This is a genomic window from Acidisoma cellulosilyticum (genome assembly GCF_020621385.1).
Lineage (GTDB): Bacteria > Pseudomonadota > Alphaproteobacteria > Acetobacterales > Acetobacteraceae > Acidisoma > Acidisoma cellulosilyticum.
In genome coordinates this window covers 843,903-859,423 of sequence record NZ_JAESVA010000002.1, presented here as the reverse complement: position 1 = coordinate 859,423, position 15,521 = coordinate 843,903, and the positions used below count along the sequence as shown (strand labels likewise).

Annotated in this window: 19 protein-coding genes; 15 read left to right on the top strand and 4 right to left on the bottom strand. The window is 64.6% G+C overall.

Translation table 11 applies throughout. The features are described from left to right. The first annotated feature begins 2 nt into the window (after positions 1 to 2). From hpnI to ACELLULO517_RS08520, 7 genes are all read left to right on the top strand, one after another. Positions 3 to 1,205, top strand: a complete 1,203-nt coding sequence (gene hpnI, locus ACELLULO517_RS08550) for a bacteriohopanetetrol glucosamine biosynthesis glycosyltransferase HpnI (RefSeq protein ID WP_227306874.1) — start codon at positions 3 to 5, stop codon at positions 1,203 to 1,205. Beyond that, positions 1,202 to 2,632: a hopanoid biosynthesis associated radical SAM protein HpnJ gene (gene hpnJ / locus ACELLULO517_RS08545; protein ID WP_227306873.1), complete on the top strand. Its 1,431-nt coding sequence runs from the start codon at positions 1,202 to 1,204 to the stop codon at positions 2,630 to 2,632. The genes hpnI and hpnJ overlap by 4 nt, the downstream gene beginning before the upstream one ends. Before the next feature lie 84 nt (positions 2,633 to 2,716). After that, positions 2,717 to 3,601 carry a hopanoid biosynthesis-associated protein HpnK gene (hpnK, locus tag ACELLULO517_RS08540; protein WP_227306872.1) on the top strand — a complete coding sequence of 295 codons (885 nt, stop codon included), beginning with the start codon at positions 2,717 to 2,719 and terminating at the stop codon, positions 3,599 to 3,601. Between the two features lie 51 nt (positions 3,602 to 3,652). Continuing rightward, entirely contained in the window at positions 3,653 to 4,507 is an 855-nt protein-coding gene (gene dapD, locus ACELLULO517_RS08535; protein WP_227306871.1) for a 2,3,4,5-tetrahydropyridine-2,6-dicarboxylate N-succinyltransferase, read from the top strand. A 2-nt stretch (positions 4,508 to 4,509) separates the two neighbouring features. After that, positions 4,510 to 5,649 (top strand): succinyl-diaminopimelate desuccinylase, encoded by a 1,140-nt coding sequence (gene dapE, locus ACELLULO517_RS08530; protein WP_264481419.1) that lies wholly within the window; start codon positions 4,510 to 4,512, stop codon positions 5,647 to 5,649. 11 nt (positions 5,650 to 5,660) lie between these two features. Beyond that, entirely contained in the window at positions 5,661 to 6,251 is a 591-nt protein-coding gene (locus ACELLULO517_RS08525; RefSeq protein ID WP_227306869.1) for a hypothetical protein, read from the top strand. Further along, on the top strand, positions 6,248 to 6,856 hold the full coding sequence (locus tag ACELLULO517_RS08520) for a hypothetical protein (RefSeq protein WP_227306868.1): 609 nt from the start codon (positions 6,248 to 6,250) through the stop codon (positions 6,854 to 6,856). The genes ACELLULO517_RS08525 and ACELLULO517_RS08520 overlap by 4 nt, the downstream gene beginning before the upstream one ends. Here ACELLULO517_RS08520 and ACELLULO517_RS08515 read toward each other — a convergent pair. The 3 genes from ACELLULO517_RS08515 to ACELLULO517_RS08505 all read right to left on the bottom strand — a co-directional run bounded on the left by ACELLULO517_RS08515 (position 6,826) and on the right by ACELLULO517_RS08505 (position 8,822). Further along, positions 6,826 to 7,293: a cupin domain-containing protein gene (locus ACELLULO517_RS08515; RefSeq protein ID WP_227306867.1), complete on the bottom strand. Its 468-nt coding sequence runs from the start codon at positions 7,291 to 7,293 to the stop codon at positions 6,826 to 6,828. The two genes, ACELLULO517_RS08520 and ACELLULO517_RS08515, sit on opposite strands and share 31 nt — an antisense overlap. 100 nt (positions 7,294 to 7,393) lie before the next feature. Continuing rightward, positions 7,394 to 8,245 carry a DUF2076 domain-containing protein gene (locus tag ACELLULO517_RS08510; RefSeq protein ID WP_227306866.1) on the bottom strand — a complete coding sequence of 284 codons (852 nt, stop codon included), beginning with the start codon at positions 8,243 to 8,245 and terminating at the stop codon, positions 7,394 to 7,396. Between the two features lie 112 nt (positions 8,246 to 8,357). After that, the gene (locus ACELLULO517_RS08505; protein ID WP_227306865.1) at positions 8,358 to 8,822 is read right to left on the bottom strand and encodes a CoA-binding protein; all 465 of its coding nucleotides are present in this window, start codon (positions 8,820 to 8,822) and stop codon (positions 8,358 to 8,360) included. Between the two features lie 439 nt (positions 8,823 to 9,261). On the opposite strand from ACELLULO517_RS08505, the gene rplM reads away from it, so the two are divergent. From rplM to ACELLULO517_RS08470, 7 genes are all read left to right on the top strand, one after another. Further along, entirely contained in the window at positions 9,262 to 9,726 is a 465-nt protein-coding gene (gene rplM / locus ACELLULO517_RS08500; protein WP_227306864.1) for a 50S ribosomal protein L13, read from the top strand. Between the two features lie 2 nt (positions 9,727 to 9,728). Beyond that, the gene (gene rpsI, locus ACELLULO517_RS08495) at positions 9,729 to 10,217 is read left to right on the top strand and encodes a 30S ribosomal protein S9 (RefSeq protein WP_227306863.1); all 489 of its coding nucleotides are present in this window, start codon (positions 9,729 to 9,731) and stop codon (positions 10,215 to 10,217) included. 32 nt (positions 10,218 to 10,249) lie between these two features. Continuing rightward, the gene (gene argC / locus ACELLULO517_RS08490) at positions 10,250 to 11,185 is read left to right on the top strand and encodes an N-acetyl-gamma-glutamyl-phosphate reductase (RefSeq protein ID WP_227306934.1); all 936 of its coding nucleotides are present in this window, start codon (positions 10,250 to 10,252) and stop codon (positions 11,183 to 11,185) included. 5 nt (positions 11,186 to 11,190) lie between these two features. Next, positions 11,191 to 11,712, top strand: coding sequence for a gamma carbonic anhydrase family protein (locus ACELLULO517_RS08485; RefSeq protein ID WP_227306862.1), 522 nt, complete (start codon positions 11,191 to 11,193; stop codon positions 11,710 to 11,712). Positions 11,713 to 11,772: 60 nt separating this feature from the next. Continuing rightward, complete coding sequence (locus tag ACELLULO517_RS08480) at positions 11,773 to 12,333, top strand: hypothetical protein (protein WP_227306861.1); 561 nt, start codon at positions 11,773 to 11,775, stop codon at positions 12,331 to 12,333. A gap of 91 nt (positions 12,334 to 12,424) precedes the next feature. Then, positions 12,425 to 12,940, top strand: coding sequence for an adenine phosphoribosyltransferase (locus ACELLULO517_RS08475; RefSeq protein WP_227306860.1), 516 nt, complete (start codon positions 12,425 to 12,427; stop codon positions 12,938 to 12,940). A gap of 21 nt (positions 12,941 to 12,961) precedes the next feature. Then, entirely contained in the window at positions 12,962 to 14,053 is a 1,092-nt protein-coding gene (locus ACELLULO517_RS08470; protein ID WP_227306859.1) for a hypothetical protein, read from the top strand. A gap of 16 nt (positions 14,054 to 14,069) precedes the next feature. Here the strand turns inward: ACELLULO517_RS08470 and ACELLULO517_RS08465 are convergent, their stop codons facing one another. Beyond that, positions 14,070 to 14,402: a DUF2934 domain-containing protein gene (locus ACELLULO517_RS08465; RefSeq protein WP_227306858.1), complete on the bottom strand. Its 333-nt coding sequence runs from the start codon at positions 14,400 to 14,402 to the stop codon at positions 14,070 to 14,072. A 325-nt stretch (positions 14,403 to 14,727) separates the two neighbouring features. Here ACELLULO517_RS08465 and ACELLULO517_RS08460 point away from each other — a divergent pair, with 325 nt between their 5' ends. Then, positions 14,728 to 15,504 carry a gamma-glutamyl-gamma-aminobutyrate hydrolase family protein gene (locus ACELLULO517_RS08460; protein ID WP_227306857.1) on the top strand — a complete coding sequence of 259 codons (777 nt, stop codon included), beginning with the start codon at positions 14,728 to 14,730 and terminating at the stop codon, positions 15,502 to 15,504. The last annotated feature ends 17 nt before the right edge of the window (positions 15,505 to 15,521 follow it).

The window sequence follows — 15,521 nt, the reverse complement described above, 5'->3', positions numbered from 1 at the left end:
CCTTGACCCTGCTCGCCGACGTAACGGCTCTCTTCTCCGCAGCCGGCCTGGTGCAGGCGGGCGGAGCGTGGCAGGCATTGAAGCGCTTCAACCAGCGTGCGCGGCCGCAATTGACCGACCGGCCGGCAGTTACGATTCTCAAGCCGCTGAAGGGCGACGAACCGCTGCTGGAGGCCGCCCTCGCGTCCTTCTGCACGCAGTCCTATCCCGAATATCAGATTGTCTTCGGCGTCCAGGACGCCAACGACCCGGCGATTCCCGTGGTCGAAAAGCTCCAGGCGATTTTTCCGAACCGCGACATAACGCTGATCGTCGATGAGACGCAGCATGGCGGCAATCGCAAGATCGCGAACCTCATCAACATGTGGTCCGCCGCGCGGCATGACGTCATCGTCCTGGCCGACTCGGATGTGCATGTGACGCCCCATTTTCTGGAACGCGTGGTGGCGGGGCTGGCAGAGCCGGATATCGGTCTGGTGACGGCACTCTATACCGGGGTCGCCAGCCGGCCCGGCATAGTCGGGCCTTTCGGTGCCGCGCAGATCAACCACATTTTTTTGCCGGGCGTGATGGTCGGGCGCGTGCTCGGCCGGCAGGACTGTCTGGGGGCGGCGATCGCGCTGCGGCGTGAGACGCTGGATGCCGTTGGCGGCTTTCCGGCGCTGCTGCCGCATCTGGCCGATGATTTCGCCCTTGGCCGGCTGGTCCGGGCCACCGGCCAGCGCATCGCGCTGATCTCCGGCCTTGTCGTCACGACGGTTTCCGAGGACAGCATCCGCGCGCTTTTTGCGCATGAGCTGCGCTGGGCGCGCACCATCCGCGCGCTGGAGCCGGTCACCTATGCGACGACCGCCCTTCAGTTCCCGGTCTTCTGGGGCTTGATGACCATCCTGACCGCCGGTTTTGCCTGGTGGTCTGTGATCTTCGCGGCCTCGGTCTGGATTTTGCGCGCCTTGCTGCTTCAGGCAGTGACGCGCCAACTCGGGCGAGGGCGTTTTTCCGGCTGGCTGCTGCCTGCGCGAGAAATTTTCTCGCTGTCGGTTCTGGTTGCCAGCTATCTTGGCAATCGTGTCGTCTGGCGCGGCAACAGCATGGCTGCCGTTTCTGATCGCCAGCAGTTCGGGGCCGGCTCTGGCTGGCTTGGTTTCGGTAGACTACGCTTCGGCAAGACAGGCCGCCTTACTCGGGGTATCAATCAGCTATGATGAAGACACTGTTCCTGCAGCCGCCCTCTTTCGACGGTTTCGACGGGGGCGCGGGCTCCCGCTACCAGGCGCGGCGGGAAATCAAATCCTTTTGGTACCCGACTTGGCTGGCTCAGCCTGCGGCACTCGTGCCCGGCAGCCGCCTGATCGATGCACCGCCGGCCCGCATGGGCATGGAGCCGATCCTGGCCGATGTGAAGGACCGCGACCTCGTCATCATCCACACCTCGACGCCGTCCTTCCAGAACGACGTCAAGGTCGCCGAGCAGATCAAGCAGGCCAATCCGGCCGTGAAGATCGGCTTCGTCGGCGCCAAGGTCGCGGTGCAGCCGACCGAGAGCCTGGCCGCCTCCACGGCCATCGATTTCGTCGCCCGCAACGAGTTCGACTTCACGATCAAGGAGATCGCGGAAGGTCGTGACTGGGCGGAGGTCGACGGCATCTCCTACCGCGACGCGACCGGCGCGTTGAAGCACAACCGCGACCGCGCGATCCTGGAAGACATGGATCAGCTGCCCTTCGTGACCGACGTCTATAAGCGCGATCTGAAGATCGAAGACTATTTCATCGGCTATCTGCAGCACCCCTATATTTCGATCTATACGGGGCGCGGCTGCAAGTCCCGCTGCACCTTCTGTCTTTGGCCGCAGACGGTCGGCGGCCATCGCTACCGCGTGCGCAGCCCCGAACATGTGGCGGCGGAAATCAAGCAGGCGATGAAGGACTTCCCGCAGGTTAAGGAATTCTTCTTCGACGACGATACCTTCACCGACAACCTGCCGCGCTCCGAGGAAATCGCCAAGGAACTCGGCAAGCTTGGCGTCACCTGGTCCTGCAATGCCAAGGCCAATGTGCCGCGCAAGACGCTGGAAGTGCTGAAGGCCAACGGCCTGCGCCTGCTGCTCGTCGGCTACGAGAGCGGTAATCAGCAGATCTTGCACAATATCAAGAAGGGCATGCTGGTCACGACGGCCGAGCAATTCACCAAGGACTGCCACGAACTCGGCATCAAGATCCACGGCACCTTCATCCTCGGTCTGCCCGGCGAGACCAAGGAGACGATCGAGGAAACGATCCAGTTCGCGACCCGTATCAATCCGCATACCATCCAGGTTTCGCTGGCCGCGCCCTATCCGGGCACGGCACTCTATAAGCAGGCGCTGGAAAACGGCTGGCTGGACGCGAAAAACGCCGAGCTGATCGACGACAGCGGCATCCAGATTGCGCCGCTGAGCTACGAGCATCTGACGCACCAGGAAATCTTCGATAACGTGGAAGTCTTCTACAAGCGCTTCTACTTCCGCCGGTCCAAGATCGGCTCCATCGTATGGGAGATGCTGGGCAGCCGGCAGATGCTGGTGCGCCGTCTGCGCGAGGGCGTGGAATTCTTCCAGTTCCTGCGCGAGCGTCACAAGATCGCTGCCTAAGGCGCTGTCTTGTTCAAAGCTGTCGCCCGCGTGCTTGTCACGCGGGTCTACCGCTGACGGCACCACCACGGGTAGGTACGCGGCATGACGCCGCGCATGACGGATGATCGCCGCCGCGCCATCATCTCCGCCGATGATTTCGGCCTGTCCATCGCCGTCAATGAGGGTATCGAGCGCGCCCATCGCAATGGGCTGCTGTCGACCGCGAGCCTGATGGTCGCGGGCGACGCCGCCGTCGATGCCCTGCGCCGGGCGCGGACGATGCCGGATCTGAAGCTCGGCCTGCATATCGTCGCCATCGAAGGTCCGGCGGTTCTGCCGCCGGGGGAGATCGCGGCGCTGTTGGACGGGGAGGGGCGCATCCCCTCGGATCAGCTCGGCCTTGGCCTGCGCTACGCCTTCAACGCGCGGGTGCGGGCGCAGTTGAGCCGGGAGATCGCGGCGCAATTCCGCACCTTCGCCGCGACCGGCCTGACGCTGGACCATGCCAATGCCCATAAGCATATGCATCTGCATCCTGTCGTCGGGCAGATGATGATCGCGGCCGGCCAGCAATACGGCCTGCGCGCGCTGCGCATTCCGGCCGAGCCGGCGGGTGTCATGGCATCCCTTGATGTTCCGCAGGGTCCTGGCGCGCGGGCGCTGCTGGCCTGGACGCAGTTGCTGCGCGGGCAAGCGCGGCGGGCCAAACTGCAGACCAATGACCATGCCTTCGGCATCGCCTGGAGCGGCCATATGACCGAGGATCGGCTGCTACGGCTCATTCCCCGCCTGCCGCCGGGCCTTTCGGAACTCTATTTCCACCCGGCGGCCGGCCGCGACGCGCTGCTGGATCGTTTTATGCCAAGCTATGAGCATGAGGCAGAGCTTGCCGCCTTGACCAGCCCGCGCCTGGCCGATGCCTTCCGATCGGCCGGGGTGGCGCTGACCACATGGTCTCAGTCCCACGAAACAATGCTCTTGCGTTGACAGGATCGGCCGGGGGCTTAAAGGTCCGCCGCTTCCCGGATGGAGACTGATATGACGAGCGCGAGTCTGGCCGCTCCTGAACTGGCCCCGCTGATCGATGCCCTGTGGGATCGCCGCACCGAGATTTCGTCGAAAACGAGGGGCGCCGACCGTGATGCCGTCGATGCGGCGTTGGCCTTGCTGGAATCGGGCGAGGCACGCGTGGCCGAGCCGAGCGCGAGCGGCTGGCAGGTCAATCAGTGGCTGAAGAAGGCTGTGCTGCTGTCCTTCCGTCTGCAGGACAGCGTCGCGGTGCCAGGGGCCGGCGGTGCGCCCGTCTATGACAAGGTGCCGATGAAGTTTGAGGGCTGGGGCGACAATCGCTTCGCCGATGCCGGTTTCCGTGCCGTGCCGGGCGCGATCGTGCGCCGTTCGGCCTTCATCGCCCGCAACGTCGTGCTGATGCCGTCTTTCGTGAATGTCGGCGCCTATGTCGGCGAAGGCACGATGATCGATACCTGGTCGACCGTCGGGTCCTGTGCGCAGGTCGGCCGCAACTGCCATATCAGCGGCGGCGTCGGTCTGGGCGGCGTGCTGGAACCCTTGCAGGCCAATCCGGTCGTGATCGAAGACGATTGCTTCATCGGCGCGCGGTCGGAAGTCGCCGAAGGCTTCATCGTCGAGCGTGGCTCGGTCATTTCCATGGGCGTCTTCCTTGGCGCCTCGACCAAGATCATCGACCGTGCCAGTGGCGAAATTTTCCAGGGCCGCGTTCCGGCTTATTCCGTGGTGGTTCCGGGCACGCTGCCGGGCAAGCCGCTGCCGGATGGCACGCCGGGCCCCTCGCTCGCCTGCGCCGTCATCGTCAAGCGCGTCGATCAGCGCACGCGGGAGAAGACCTCCATCAACGACCTTCTGCGGACGTGAGTTTGCCCGACCTCTCGCTGCAAGCCCTGACCGATCCGTTGCCGCTGGCGCAGGCTCTGCTGCGCTGCGCGTCGGTGACGCCGGCCGATGCCGGCGCCCAGGATGTGCTGGCGGAGGCGCTGTCGGCGCTGGGCTTCACCATCAACCGGCTGCCCTTCGGGGAGACGCCCAATCTCTATGCGCGTCTCGGGACCGAGGGACCGCATTTCTGCTTCGCGGGTCATACGGACGTGGTGCCGCCGGGCGAAGGCTGGACCTTTGATCCCTTCGGCGGGGTGGTGGCGGACGGCATTCTGTATGGCCGTGGCGCCTGCGACATGAAGGCGGCGATCGCGGCTTTCGTGGCCGGCGTCGCCCAGGCCAAGGACGCCGGCAAGCTGCGGGGCTCGGTCTCGCTGCTCATCACCGGGGACGAGGAAGGGCCGGCGCGCGATGGCACCGTCCGCGTCGTCGACTGGATGCGCGCGCAGGGCGAGGTCCCGGATTTCTGCCTGGTCGGCGAGCCGACCAACCCTGAGGCGCTGGGCGATATCATCAAAATCGGTCGTCGCGGCAGCTTGAGTGCGGCGATCGCCGTGCCGGGCGTTCAAGGCCATGCGGCCTATCCGCATCTGGCGGACAATCCCATCCACAAGTTGCTGGCCTTGTTACAGGCGCTGGTGACGCATCGGCTGGATGAGGGCAATCGCTGGTTTCAGCCGTCCTCGCTGCAGGTCACGAGCGTCGATGTCGGCAATCCGGCGACCAATGTCATTCCGGCCAGGGCCACAGCCAAGCTCAATATCCGCTATAACGATGCCCATAGCGCGGCGAGCCTGGAGGCTTGGATTATGGCCGAGGCTGAACGTCACGCCCCTGGCGCGACGATTGCCTTTCATCGCACCGGTGAGAGTTTCCTGACCGATCCGGGCGGCGAGGTCGAGAAACTGGCCGAGGTTCTGGGTGAGGTTTTCGGCAGAACGCCGAAACTCGATACCGGTGGCGGCACGTCGGACGCGCGGTTCATCACGCATCTCTGTCCGGTCGCCGAATTCGGCCTCGTCGGGCAAAGCATGCATAAGCTGGACGAGCAGACGACGGTCGCGGATCTTCGCGCGCTGGCCGGCGCTTACGCGACGGTGCTGGAGCGTTTCTCGGCATGATGGGGCAGGGCATGAACGCGAAGCCGGGGCGCGCCAATATCCTGCGCGGCATATTCCTGATCTGTCGCGGCAAGGCCGGCGGCCTGACAGAAATCGGCAGCGGACCGGAAGCCTTCCTGTCGAGCCTCGCGCCGATGATCGCTTTTCCGCTCGTCGGTTGTGCGCTGATGGCGATGCAAGGGCGCGTGCAGGACGGCATGACCGACTTCCTCGCCTCTCTCGTCGCCATCCTGGCGCCGCCGGTGCTGTCCTTCTCCCTGGTCAAGCGCTGGGGGCGGGAAGCCGGCTGGTACCGATTCGCGACCGCCTTCAACTGGTGCCAATGGGTGCTTCCGGTGCTGGGGGCCGCCCTGGTGATTCTGGCCGGCATTCTGGTTCAGGCAGGTCTGCCGCTGCGTCCGATCGTCATCGTGCTCTGCTGCCTGCTGCTGGGCTATGCCTTCTGGCTGCATTGGTTTCTGGCGCGGCATGCTTTGGCGCTGAGCGTGGGACGAGCGATTCTGCTGGTCGTCATCATCAATATGCTGACCATCGCGCTGGTGGCGGGGCCGCAGCTGATCGCCATGGCGGCCGGTGGGTCGTCGCCGCTGCCGCCAGGATGAGCGACGGCGCCAAGCAGGGTTTGCGCCTTTGGGCGCAGGAGATCGCGCTCTCTGCCCGCGGCATTGCCATGCTCACCTTCGGCCGGCCCGAGGGTGCCCGGTCCTTCACGAATGACCTGTCGGCCACGCGGCGCAGCTTCATCACCGCGCTGTTCGCTTTCCCGATCTTCGTGCTGTTTCACTATATGGATTGGCTGGCCGGGACAGGACCGCTGGAGAGCACACATGCTCTCATTCTGGACCTGCTGAGCTATCCGATCTCCTGGGCCGGCTATGCGCTGATCGCTGTGCCTTTGCTGCGCATGCTGGGTCTGGAAGCGATGTGGCCGCGTTTCATCGCGGCCTGGAACTGGAGCAATCTCGCCCAGTATGTGCTGCTGATGCTGACCTCGGTGCCGCTGTTGCTCCATGCGCCGTCGATCCTGTCGGAGACGGCGGCGCTGGTCGGTTACGGCTGGGCGCTTTGGCTGGAATGGTGGACGGCGCGGCTGGTGCTGGGCCTGTCGCCGAGCGGTGCCGCTTTGCTGGTATTGGTCGACGTCGCTTTCAGCGCGATCGTGTCGCTGATCACGCTTTATCCGTTCCCCGGATTTTCGCTCGGCTGATCGGGACGCGGGCGCGGTGGCGCCGGAATCAGACCATAGCGGCCCATAATCTCCCGCATGCGCGCGACGTCCGGCGGTCCCTCGGCCGGAATGGCGGCCGCGACCTCTCGGAAATAATCAGGCCCCAAGGCGCCGGGGGTCAGAATGACGAGGCAGCGGGCGACATCCCCGCTTTTATTGTCGAACCCGTGGACAATGCCGCGCGGGATGAAAAGGCTCTCGCCGGCCGGAAGGTCGAGGGTCGTGCCGTCCAGGGTCCAGCGGCTGACGCCTGACAGGCCGTAGATCGTCTCCTCCCAATCGCGATGCGAATGCGCGACGGGCATCGCCGCATTGGGGTGCAGCACCATCTCGAACATGTCGAGCATGCCACCGGTATCGTGTTTGCTGTGCAGGAACCGCAATTCCATGGCGCCGATGTGGATGATCTCGACCATGCTGTCCCCATTCCCGTTTGCGCTTGTTTTATAGGCGGAATGAGAGGTCTGGGCAAAAAAAGGGAGCCAGTTGCCTGGCCCCCTGACGGCTAAGCGAGGGTCACACCCAATCGTCGCTGCCGCCGCCACCGCCGCTGTCATCCCAGCTGCTGTCGCCGCCGGCCGAGGAATCGTCCGTCCAGCCGCTGTTATCCTGCGTCGTCTGGTCCGGCATGGTTTGCCAGCCGCTATTATCGGCCGCATTGCCGCCCCAGCCGGAATTATCGGCCGCGCCCTGATCCGGCACCGAAGCCCAGCCGGACTGATCGCCGGCGGCACCCGCCGCGGTCGCGGCCGCACCCTTGTCGGTGAACAGACCTTCGATCGCGTTGAAGGCGAGCATGCCGCCCGCGACGCCGGCGGCGGTCGTCAGGGCTGAGCCCAGGAAACCACTACCGCCGCGCTGGGCCATCATGCCCTGCTGGCCGTAACCCTGATTATAGCCGCCCTGGTTATAGCCGGGGGGCGGGGCGCCGAAGCCCGGCTGCTGCTGGGCATAGCCCTGGTTGGGATAAGGCTGGGAATAGGGGGGCTGCTGATAGCCGCCCTGCTGGGGCTGGCCGCCGCCGAACATGCGGCTGAAAAACCCGCCGCCCTGCTGGGGTTGGCCGCCGCCGAAGCCTGCAGGCTGTGCCACGACCTGCTGCACCTGCTGACGCAGCGCCGCATTTTCCTGCTGCAGCACCTGAAGCTGCTGGGCCGCGCCCTGCAGCGCCTGTTCCTGCCCGAAGGCGAATTGCGTCATGCGATAGCGCGCTTCCGGATATTGCTGGAACAGACCGGCCAGATGGCCGTCCGCATCGGTATCGACCGGGGGCAGGGAGGTCTGCGTGCTGGGAACCGAGCCCGCCGTTGGGGCGCCGGCCACCCGCTGCACGAAGCGGGAGATGATATCGCGTTCCTCGGGGGTCATTGGGTATCCTGTTCAGGAAAGTGTTTCGACCGCAGATTTGGTGGCGGACGGGCGTTCTGTCTATCGCGCCCGTGTTATCTTACCGAAAAGACAGCTGTGGTTCAGCTGGCACTTAATCGGCCGAGGACTGCGCGGCACTCAGTCCCAGACGCGGCCATTCGATCGCCGGGCAGCGATCAATGACGACGGTCAGCCCGGCCGCGCGCGCGGCCGCGGCGGCGTCCTGATTGACCACGCCGAGCTGCATCCAGATCACCTTCGCCCCCAGGCGGATCGCGTCCGCGACCACGGGCCCGACCTGGTCGGCGGCGCGGAAGATATCGACGATTTCGAGCGGGGCGGCGTCATCCAGGCTGGCGACCACGGTTTGGCCGTGAATGGTCTGCCCGGCGATTCCCGGGTTGACCGGCGTCACCGCGAATCCGTGGCGCAGCAAAAAGCCCATGACGCCATGCGACGGACGCTCTGCTTTCGCCGAAGCGCCGACCAAAGCCACGCGTTTATAGCGAGTCAGAACCTCGCGGATTGTAGCATTTGTTACATCCGCGGAGGTCGCGACGGGGAGATGGCTGGGCATGAAACGGTTCTTCCGATTTTTGTAGTCATAGGCGGCAGCCTCGCCAAGCGCAGGCAGGAGCGAAGCCTGGGAATAGACTTGCCCAATTGCAACAATTTAGCCACACTGACTGAGCCGAGATGTCTCTCGAGGACCAATTTCGGCGGCCAAGTTTAGGGAGACGTCTGGCGGGCTGGTTTTTCAAACCAGTCATGCTCGGTTGGCAAAGATCAGCCGGAATAAGCAGGGATTGGCCGAGGTTAATCCCTGCTTATTTGCATTTCCCCTTCCCAATCTTTTCAGTCCCATACTTGAGGTTTTGCGCTCTGCGATGATGGCGAGGGCAGGGCTTCGCACTGCGCGAAATCAAATGCGGTATTATAATACCACAAGGCAAAAGCCTTGACCGACCAAGGGGAAGCGGCCATAAGCCGCGCACTCTAAAAGGAACCGAGTTCGGATGAAGACAACCCTCTCGCTGAAGCCCACTGAGGCTCGCAAGAACTGGGTGATCATCGACGCGGAAGGTCTGGTTCTCGGCCGCTTGGCGGTCGTTGTTGCCAACCGTCTGCGCGGTAAGCACAAGCCCCAGTTCACCCCGCATGTCGATTGCGGCGACCACGTCATCATTGTGAATGCGCGCAAGGTGCAGGTCACGGGCAAGAAGGCTGAGCAGTCCGTCTTCTACTATCACACCGGTTATGCGGGCGGCATCAAAGGCCGTACCGTCGGCCAGCGTCTGGCATCCGCCCATCCCGAGCGGGTGGTCGAAAAGGCGGTTGAGCGCATGATCACGCGCGGCCCGCTGCAGCGCCAGCAGATGCGTCACCTTTATGTCTACGCCGATGATGTCCATCCGCATGCCGGCCAGCAGCCGACCGTGCTGGATGTCGGTGCCCTCAACTCCAAGAATCGGAGGGCCTGATCATGTCAGAGACCCAGACCCGCACGCTCGCTGATCTCGCCGACGCTCCGATCGCAACCAGCGCCGAGGCCCTGGTCACGCGCGTTGAGCCGAAGCGCGACGAATTCGGCCGCTCCTACGCGACCGGCCGCCGCAAGGAATCCACTGCCCGCGTTTGGATCAAGCCCGGCAAGGGCGAGATTTCCATCAACGGCAAGAAGGCGGCGACCTATTTCGCACGCCCCGTGCTGCGCATGCTGATCACGCAGCCCTTCCTGGTGGCCGACCGCTATAACCAGTTCGACGTCATCTGCACGGTCAAGGGCGGCGGTCTGTCCGGCCAGGCTGGCGCGGTCCGTCACGGCATCAGCCGCGCGCTGACCTATTACGAGCCCGAGCTGCGCGGCATCCTCAAGGTTGCCGGCTTCTTGACGCGTGATAGTCGCACGGTTGAACGTAAGAAGTATGGTAAGGCCAAGGCCCGCCGTAGCTTCCAGTTCAGCAAGCGTTGATCTACCCGTCGGTGCCACCTCTCCCGGGGCCGATGGTCATCCAGGAGAGTGTGGTGCCGACAATCTTTATCGACGGCGAGGCTGGAACCACGGGGCTTGGCATTCGCCAGCGCCTGTCCGGCCTCCCCGAAGTCAGGCTGCTCAGCATCCCCGATGCCGACCGGAAAAATCCGGCCGAGCGTCAGAAGCGGATGGCGGAAGCCGATCTCATCATTCTTTGCCTGCCCGATGCTGCGTCCCGCGAAGCGGTGGCGCTGGCTGCTGCCCTCGGCCCCGATGCGCCGCGCGTGCTGGACGCCAGCACGGCCTATCGCGTCGACCCGGACTGGGCTTTCGGCTTCCCCGAACTGACCGCCGGCCAGGCCGATCGGATTCGCGCGGCGACCCATGTCTCCAACCCCGGCTGCTATTCGACCGGCGCCATCGCGCTGCTGCGCCCGCTGGTCGAGGCCGGCAAGATCGCGCCCCATACGCCGCTCACCATCAATGCCGTCAGCGGCTATTCCGGCGGTGGCCGCACGATGATCGAGGCGCATGAGGCCGAAGGCGGCCCGGCTTTCGAGCTTTACGCGCTGGGTCTTGGCCATAAGCATGTGCCGGAAATCGAAATCCAGGCGGGGCTCAGTCGGCCGCCGGTCTTCGTGCCGTCGGTCGGGCATTTCCGCCAGGGCATGCTGGTCTCGATCCCGCTCCATCTCGACACCTTGCCGCGCTGCCCGACGGCGGCGGAGCTGACCGAGGTGCTGGCGGCCCATTACGCTGGTGCGCATGAGATCGAGGTTTCGGCCGAGCCCATCGGCAGCCTGCGGCCGGAAGCGTTGAACGACACCAACCGTATGTCGCTGCGCGTATTCTCGCATCCAGAGCGGCGGCATGCGCTGCTGGTCGCGCAGCTCGACAATCTCGGCAAAGGCGCCTCGGGCGCCGCTGTCCAGAACGTTAAACTCATGCTCGGGCTGGACGGCTGAACCGGATGGCGGCGACGATCCTGAGTTTCGAAGGCAAGGCGCCGCGCATCGACCCGACCGCCTGGGTGGCGCCGACCGCCGTGGTGATCGGCGATGTCACGATCGGGGCAGGGTCCAGCGTCTGGTATCATTGCGTGCTGCGCGGCGACACGAACGTCATTCGCATCGGTGCGCGCACCAATATCCAGGACGGCTCCATCCTGCATGTGAACCGTGACACATTCGCGTGCATTCTGGGTGATGACGTAACGGTCGGGCATGGCGCCATCGTTCATGCCTGCACGGTCGAAGACGGCGGTTTCGTCGGTATGGGCGCGACCGTGCTGGACGGTGCCGTCGTCGCCTCGGGCGCGGTGCTGGCCGCCGGCGCGCTGCTGACGCCCAATAAAAAGATGGGCCCGAACGAGCTTTGGGCGGGCAGCCCGGCCCGTTTCGTGCGGGTGCTGGGTGAGGAGGAGCGGGCGCGCTTCACGGCGACCGGCGCGCATTACGTGGCATTGGCCGAGCGTCACCGCAGCGGCACCTAGCCTTTGCATCCGTTTGGCAAATCTGCCCGTAATAGTTGCAATCTTGCAAAGGTATGCGTCATGAAGCGTTTCGCCCCTGTTGCCAGTTTCGCGGTGATGACCCTGCTCGGCGGATGCATGTATGCCGATCCGCTTCCGTCGACCGCCGTGCTGCAGCCCGCCGCCTTGCAGACCAATGGCGATGTCGATGTGCGGGCGATCAATCTCGTGGCCTATGGCTTCGGCCATTATAAGGAGCTGCAGGGCGATCCGGCGCTCTCGGCAGAAACGGTTGCGGCGCTCGATTATCTCGGCGGCCAGCTCAATACATCGCCGCGCTGGCAGATTATCCCGTCCCTGTTCCGGCTGCAGATGCTGGACGGACGCAATCAGGTGCGCGGGTTGCTGGGCATCAGCCCCGATGTGCCGTCGCAGGCGGTGGTCGATACCATGGTCGGTCTAGAATATGCCTATCGTGCCGGGGACCAGGCGGCGGTCGACAAGCTTTTGGCCGCGCCGATCTTCTCGCTGCCGCCGGCCGAGACCGCGCAGCGCCTCGCCAATCTTCCCTATCTGCCGGCGCTCAACAATGCGGCGAGCCATACGGCAGCCTTTGCTTTCGGCATCTATGTGGGTGGCTGATCAAGCCGGGGGGCGGCTATGCAGGGCAATTTGGGACGAAATAACGCCTGAAGCGCTTTGCCCCCCCTGATCGCTCCGCTATACAGCGGCCATGGACCTCAAAACGCATATCCGGTCGATCCCGGATTTTCCGAAGCCCGGCATTCTTTTCTATGACATCTCGACCTTGTTGCGGGATGCCGATGCCTGGCAGGTAGCGATGACCCGCATGGCGGATATCATTCGCGACTATAAGCCGGACTATCTGGCCGGGTTGGAAAGCCGCGGCTTTCTGTTTGCCGCCCCGCTCGCGCTCAAGCTCGGCTGCGGCTTCGTGATGCTGCGCAAGCCAGGCAAGCTGCCGGGCAATGTCGTCGGTCTCGACTATACGCTGGAATACCGCACCGACCGGATCGAGGCGCAGGCCGATGCCGTGCCGCCGGGCGCGCGCGTGGTGGTGGTGGACGATCTGCTGGCCACGGGCGGTACCTTATCCGCCGGCATTCGCCTGCTGCGCCAGTTGGGTGCTGAGGTTCCGGCCGCTGTCACCCTGATCGAACTGTCCTTCCTGTCGGGCCGTGACCTGATCGACGTGCCTTTCGCGTCCCTGCTGCAATACGACAGCTGACGGCCGGGCTGGGTCCGCCGCATGTCGCGTTCCGGATATTCACGCCGCAGCGTCCTTCGTCTCTCCGCTCTGCCGCTTGGCCTCGCCGCAGGGCCGGCTTTCGCCCAAGTTCAGGCTGCGGGGACCCAAGCGACCGGACCCGCGGTCTTTGAGAACGGGGTTTCGGTTCTGAGCAGCGGTCCGGCCTACGGCTATGTCGCGGGCTGGACCAAATTGCTGACCCCGCATTTATTGGGCGCGCTGCCGCATGACGTGACGGCGACCTTCGACGCCATGGGCGGTCCCGATGGCGTGACGGTCGGCAATGCCTTCGGTGCCCGGATGGACCCTGACGGCAGCACGCTGATGGTCGCGCCCGGCGCGGCGCTGCTCGCCTGGCTGGAAGGCGACAGTCGCGTGAAATACGCGCCGGATCATTGGACGCCGATTGTCGTCGGGTTGACCCCGGCCGTTCTGGTCGGCCGCCATGGGGTCTCTCTCACGCCGGGCCGTCGCCGGCCGTTGCGGATTGGGGCGACAAACCCGATCGGGCCGGAACTCGCGGCATTGCTGGCGCTTGATCTGATCGGCGTTCCGGCTGTGCCCGTGTTCGGCATGGGCGACGCGACCAGCCTCGCGGACGGGCTGCGCCGTCGCGCGATCGACCTTGCCTTCCTGTCAGGGCCAAAGATCAAGCAATCACTGCTGACGGCCGCCGGTGCCGGCGCTACGCCGCTGTTCTCGACCGGGGCGCAAGGCTGCGATGGTCCGGGCAAGCGCGATCCGCTGCTGCCGAATGTGCCAAGCTTCGTCGAGGCGGCGGCATCCCTTGCGATCGACGCGCCGCAATTGCCCAACTTCGGGGGCTATGACGCGGCAGCGGCGGCAGCGGCGACCTGCTTCGCGGCGGTCATCCCGGATCTGGTCCGCGCCGAGACAATCGCGACCTGGCGCCGCGGCGCGCAGGCCGGAACGGATAGCCTGTCGGTTGCAGCGGTCTCCGTGCCGCAGGGCGTGCGCTTCCTGACGGGGGGCTGCGCGGCTGCCCTGTTCACGCAGATGGCCGGCGGCCCCAGCATGATGAGCGCGCTGCGCGCCACGATCATGCAGCGCTACGGTTGGCACGCGTCCTGATTGGACGCCTGATCGGTCAGGTCGTTTTGGGCTTTTTGGCGCGGGGTTTGCGCGGGCGCGGCGTCGGCGCGACATCGCCCTGATCGGTCAGCTGGCCGGGAAATTCGCCCAGATTTTCCTGGATCGCGGCTTCCTCGACGCCGACCGGCGCGGACGGGTCGATACCTTCGGCAATCGGGTTAGGTAGCTGGCCGGGATTGCCGCTTTCTTCCATGAGCACGAGTTCTGCGGCGCGTTCCCAGAATTCGACCGCACGGCCATGGGGCCGGCCCTCACTCTCCCACATGTGATAGGCGCGCTCGCGGATCGCTTCCTCGCGCGCGGGGTCGAATTTCAGCGGATTCGTCATCTATCGTCTCCATCCAGGCCAGGACCGGCCTTATCTTTGCAAATGATATCCGCGCTGCCGTCGTCTAGAGCAGATCACAGCCAGATGGAATCATCTGACTGTGTGAAGATGCTCGCAAAAACAATAATCTAGAACGGTATCGGTGAGCGTAATCGAGCAGGAGACGCTCTAGGTGGTGCGCCATCCCGGCCGAGACTAGTCTGATGCTCCGAGCCGCGCCTATGCGTGATTCGGAGTGATACAGACTTGCCATAATCAGAATCATTTTCGGCCATACCGTAGAATCACTTTTCTCACGGACAACTTCTGGCCCATTGTCATTCAAATGAAGTCTTTGATCGGGATATCCTGCTGCCAGAAAGCCTTCGGTCGCTTCGCGATGCTCAATCACGCGGTGTCGGACACTTATGTCCGCGCGGTGGGAGAGCTGGTGGGCGGTGTTCCGGTGCTGATTCCGGCCAATGGATCGCGGGCCGATATCGAATGCCTCATTGAGCGGCTGGACGGCATTATCCTGACCGGCAGCCCATCGAATGTCGAGCCGGCGCTGTATGGCGGTGAGCCGCATCCGCCTGAAACGCCTGAGGACAAATTTCGCGACGCGGTCACCTTGCCGCTGGTGCGATCGGCCATCGCGCTGGGCTTGCCGCTTCTGGGGATCTGCCGCGGCTTTCAGGAGATGAATGTCGCGCTCGGCGGCAGTCTGCATCAGCGCTTGCAGGATCTGCCCGACCGTATGGATCATTCGACGCCGATGCAGAAGCTGGCGGTGATACGTCATGCCAAGGCCCATGCGATTCGCGTGGTACCCGGCAGCTGGCTGCATCGCGTCGCCCAGGCGCGGGACATTGCGGTGAATTCCCTGCACAACCAGGGTGTCGATCGCTTGGCGCCGGGCCTGGTCGCCGAAGGCTATGCGCCGGACGGGACGATCGAAGCCTTTCGTGTCGCCCAGGCGCCGGGTTTCGCCGTCGGCGTCCAATGGCATCCGGAATACGACATGGACTCGGAACCGGTGTCCCGCCGCATTTTCCTGTCCTTCGCCGATGCGGTTGCGTCCTATCGCACGGGCGGCCAGCGGCTCTCGACCGCCGCCGACTGACGGGCGCGCTATCCCAT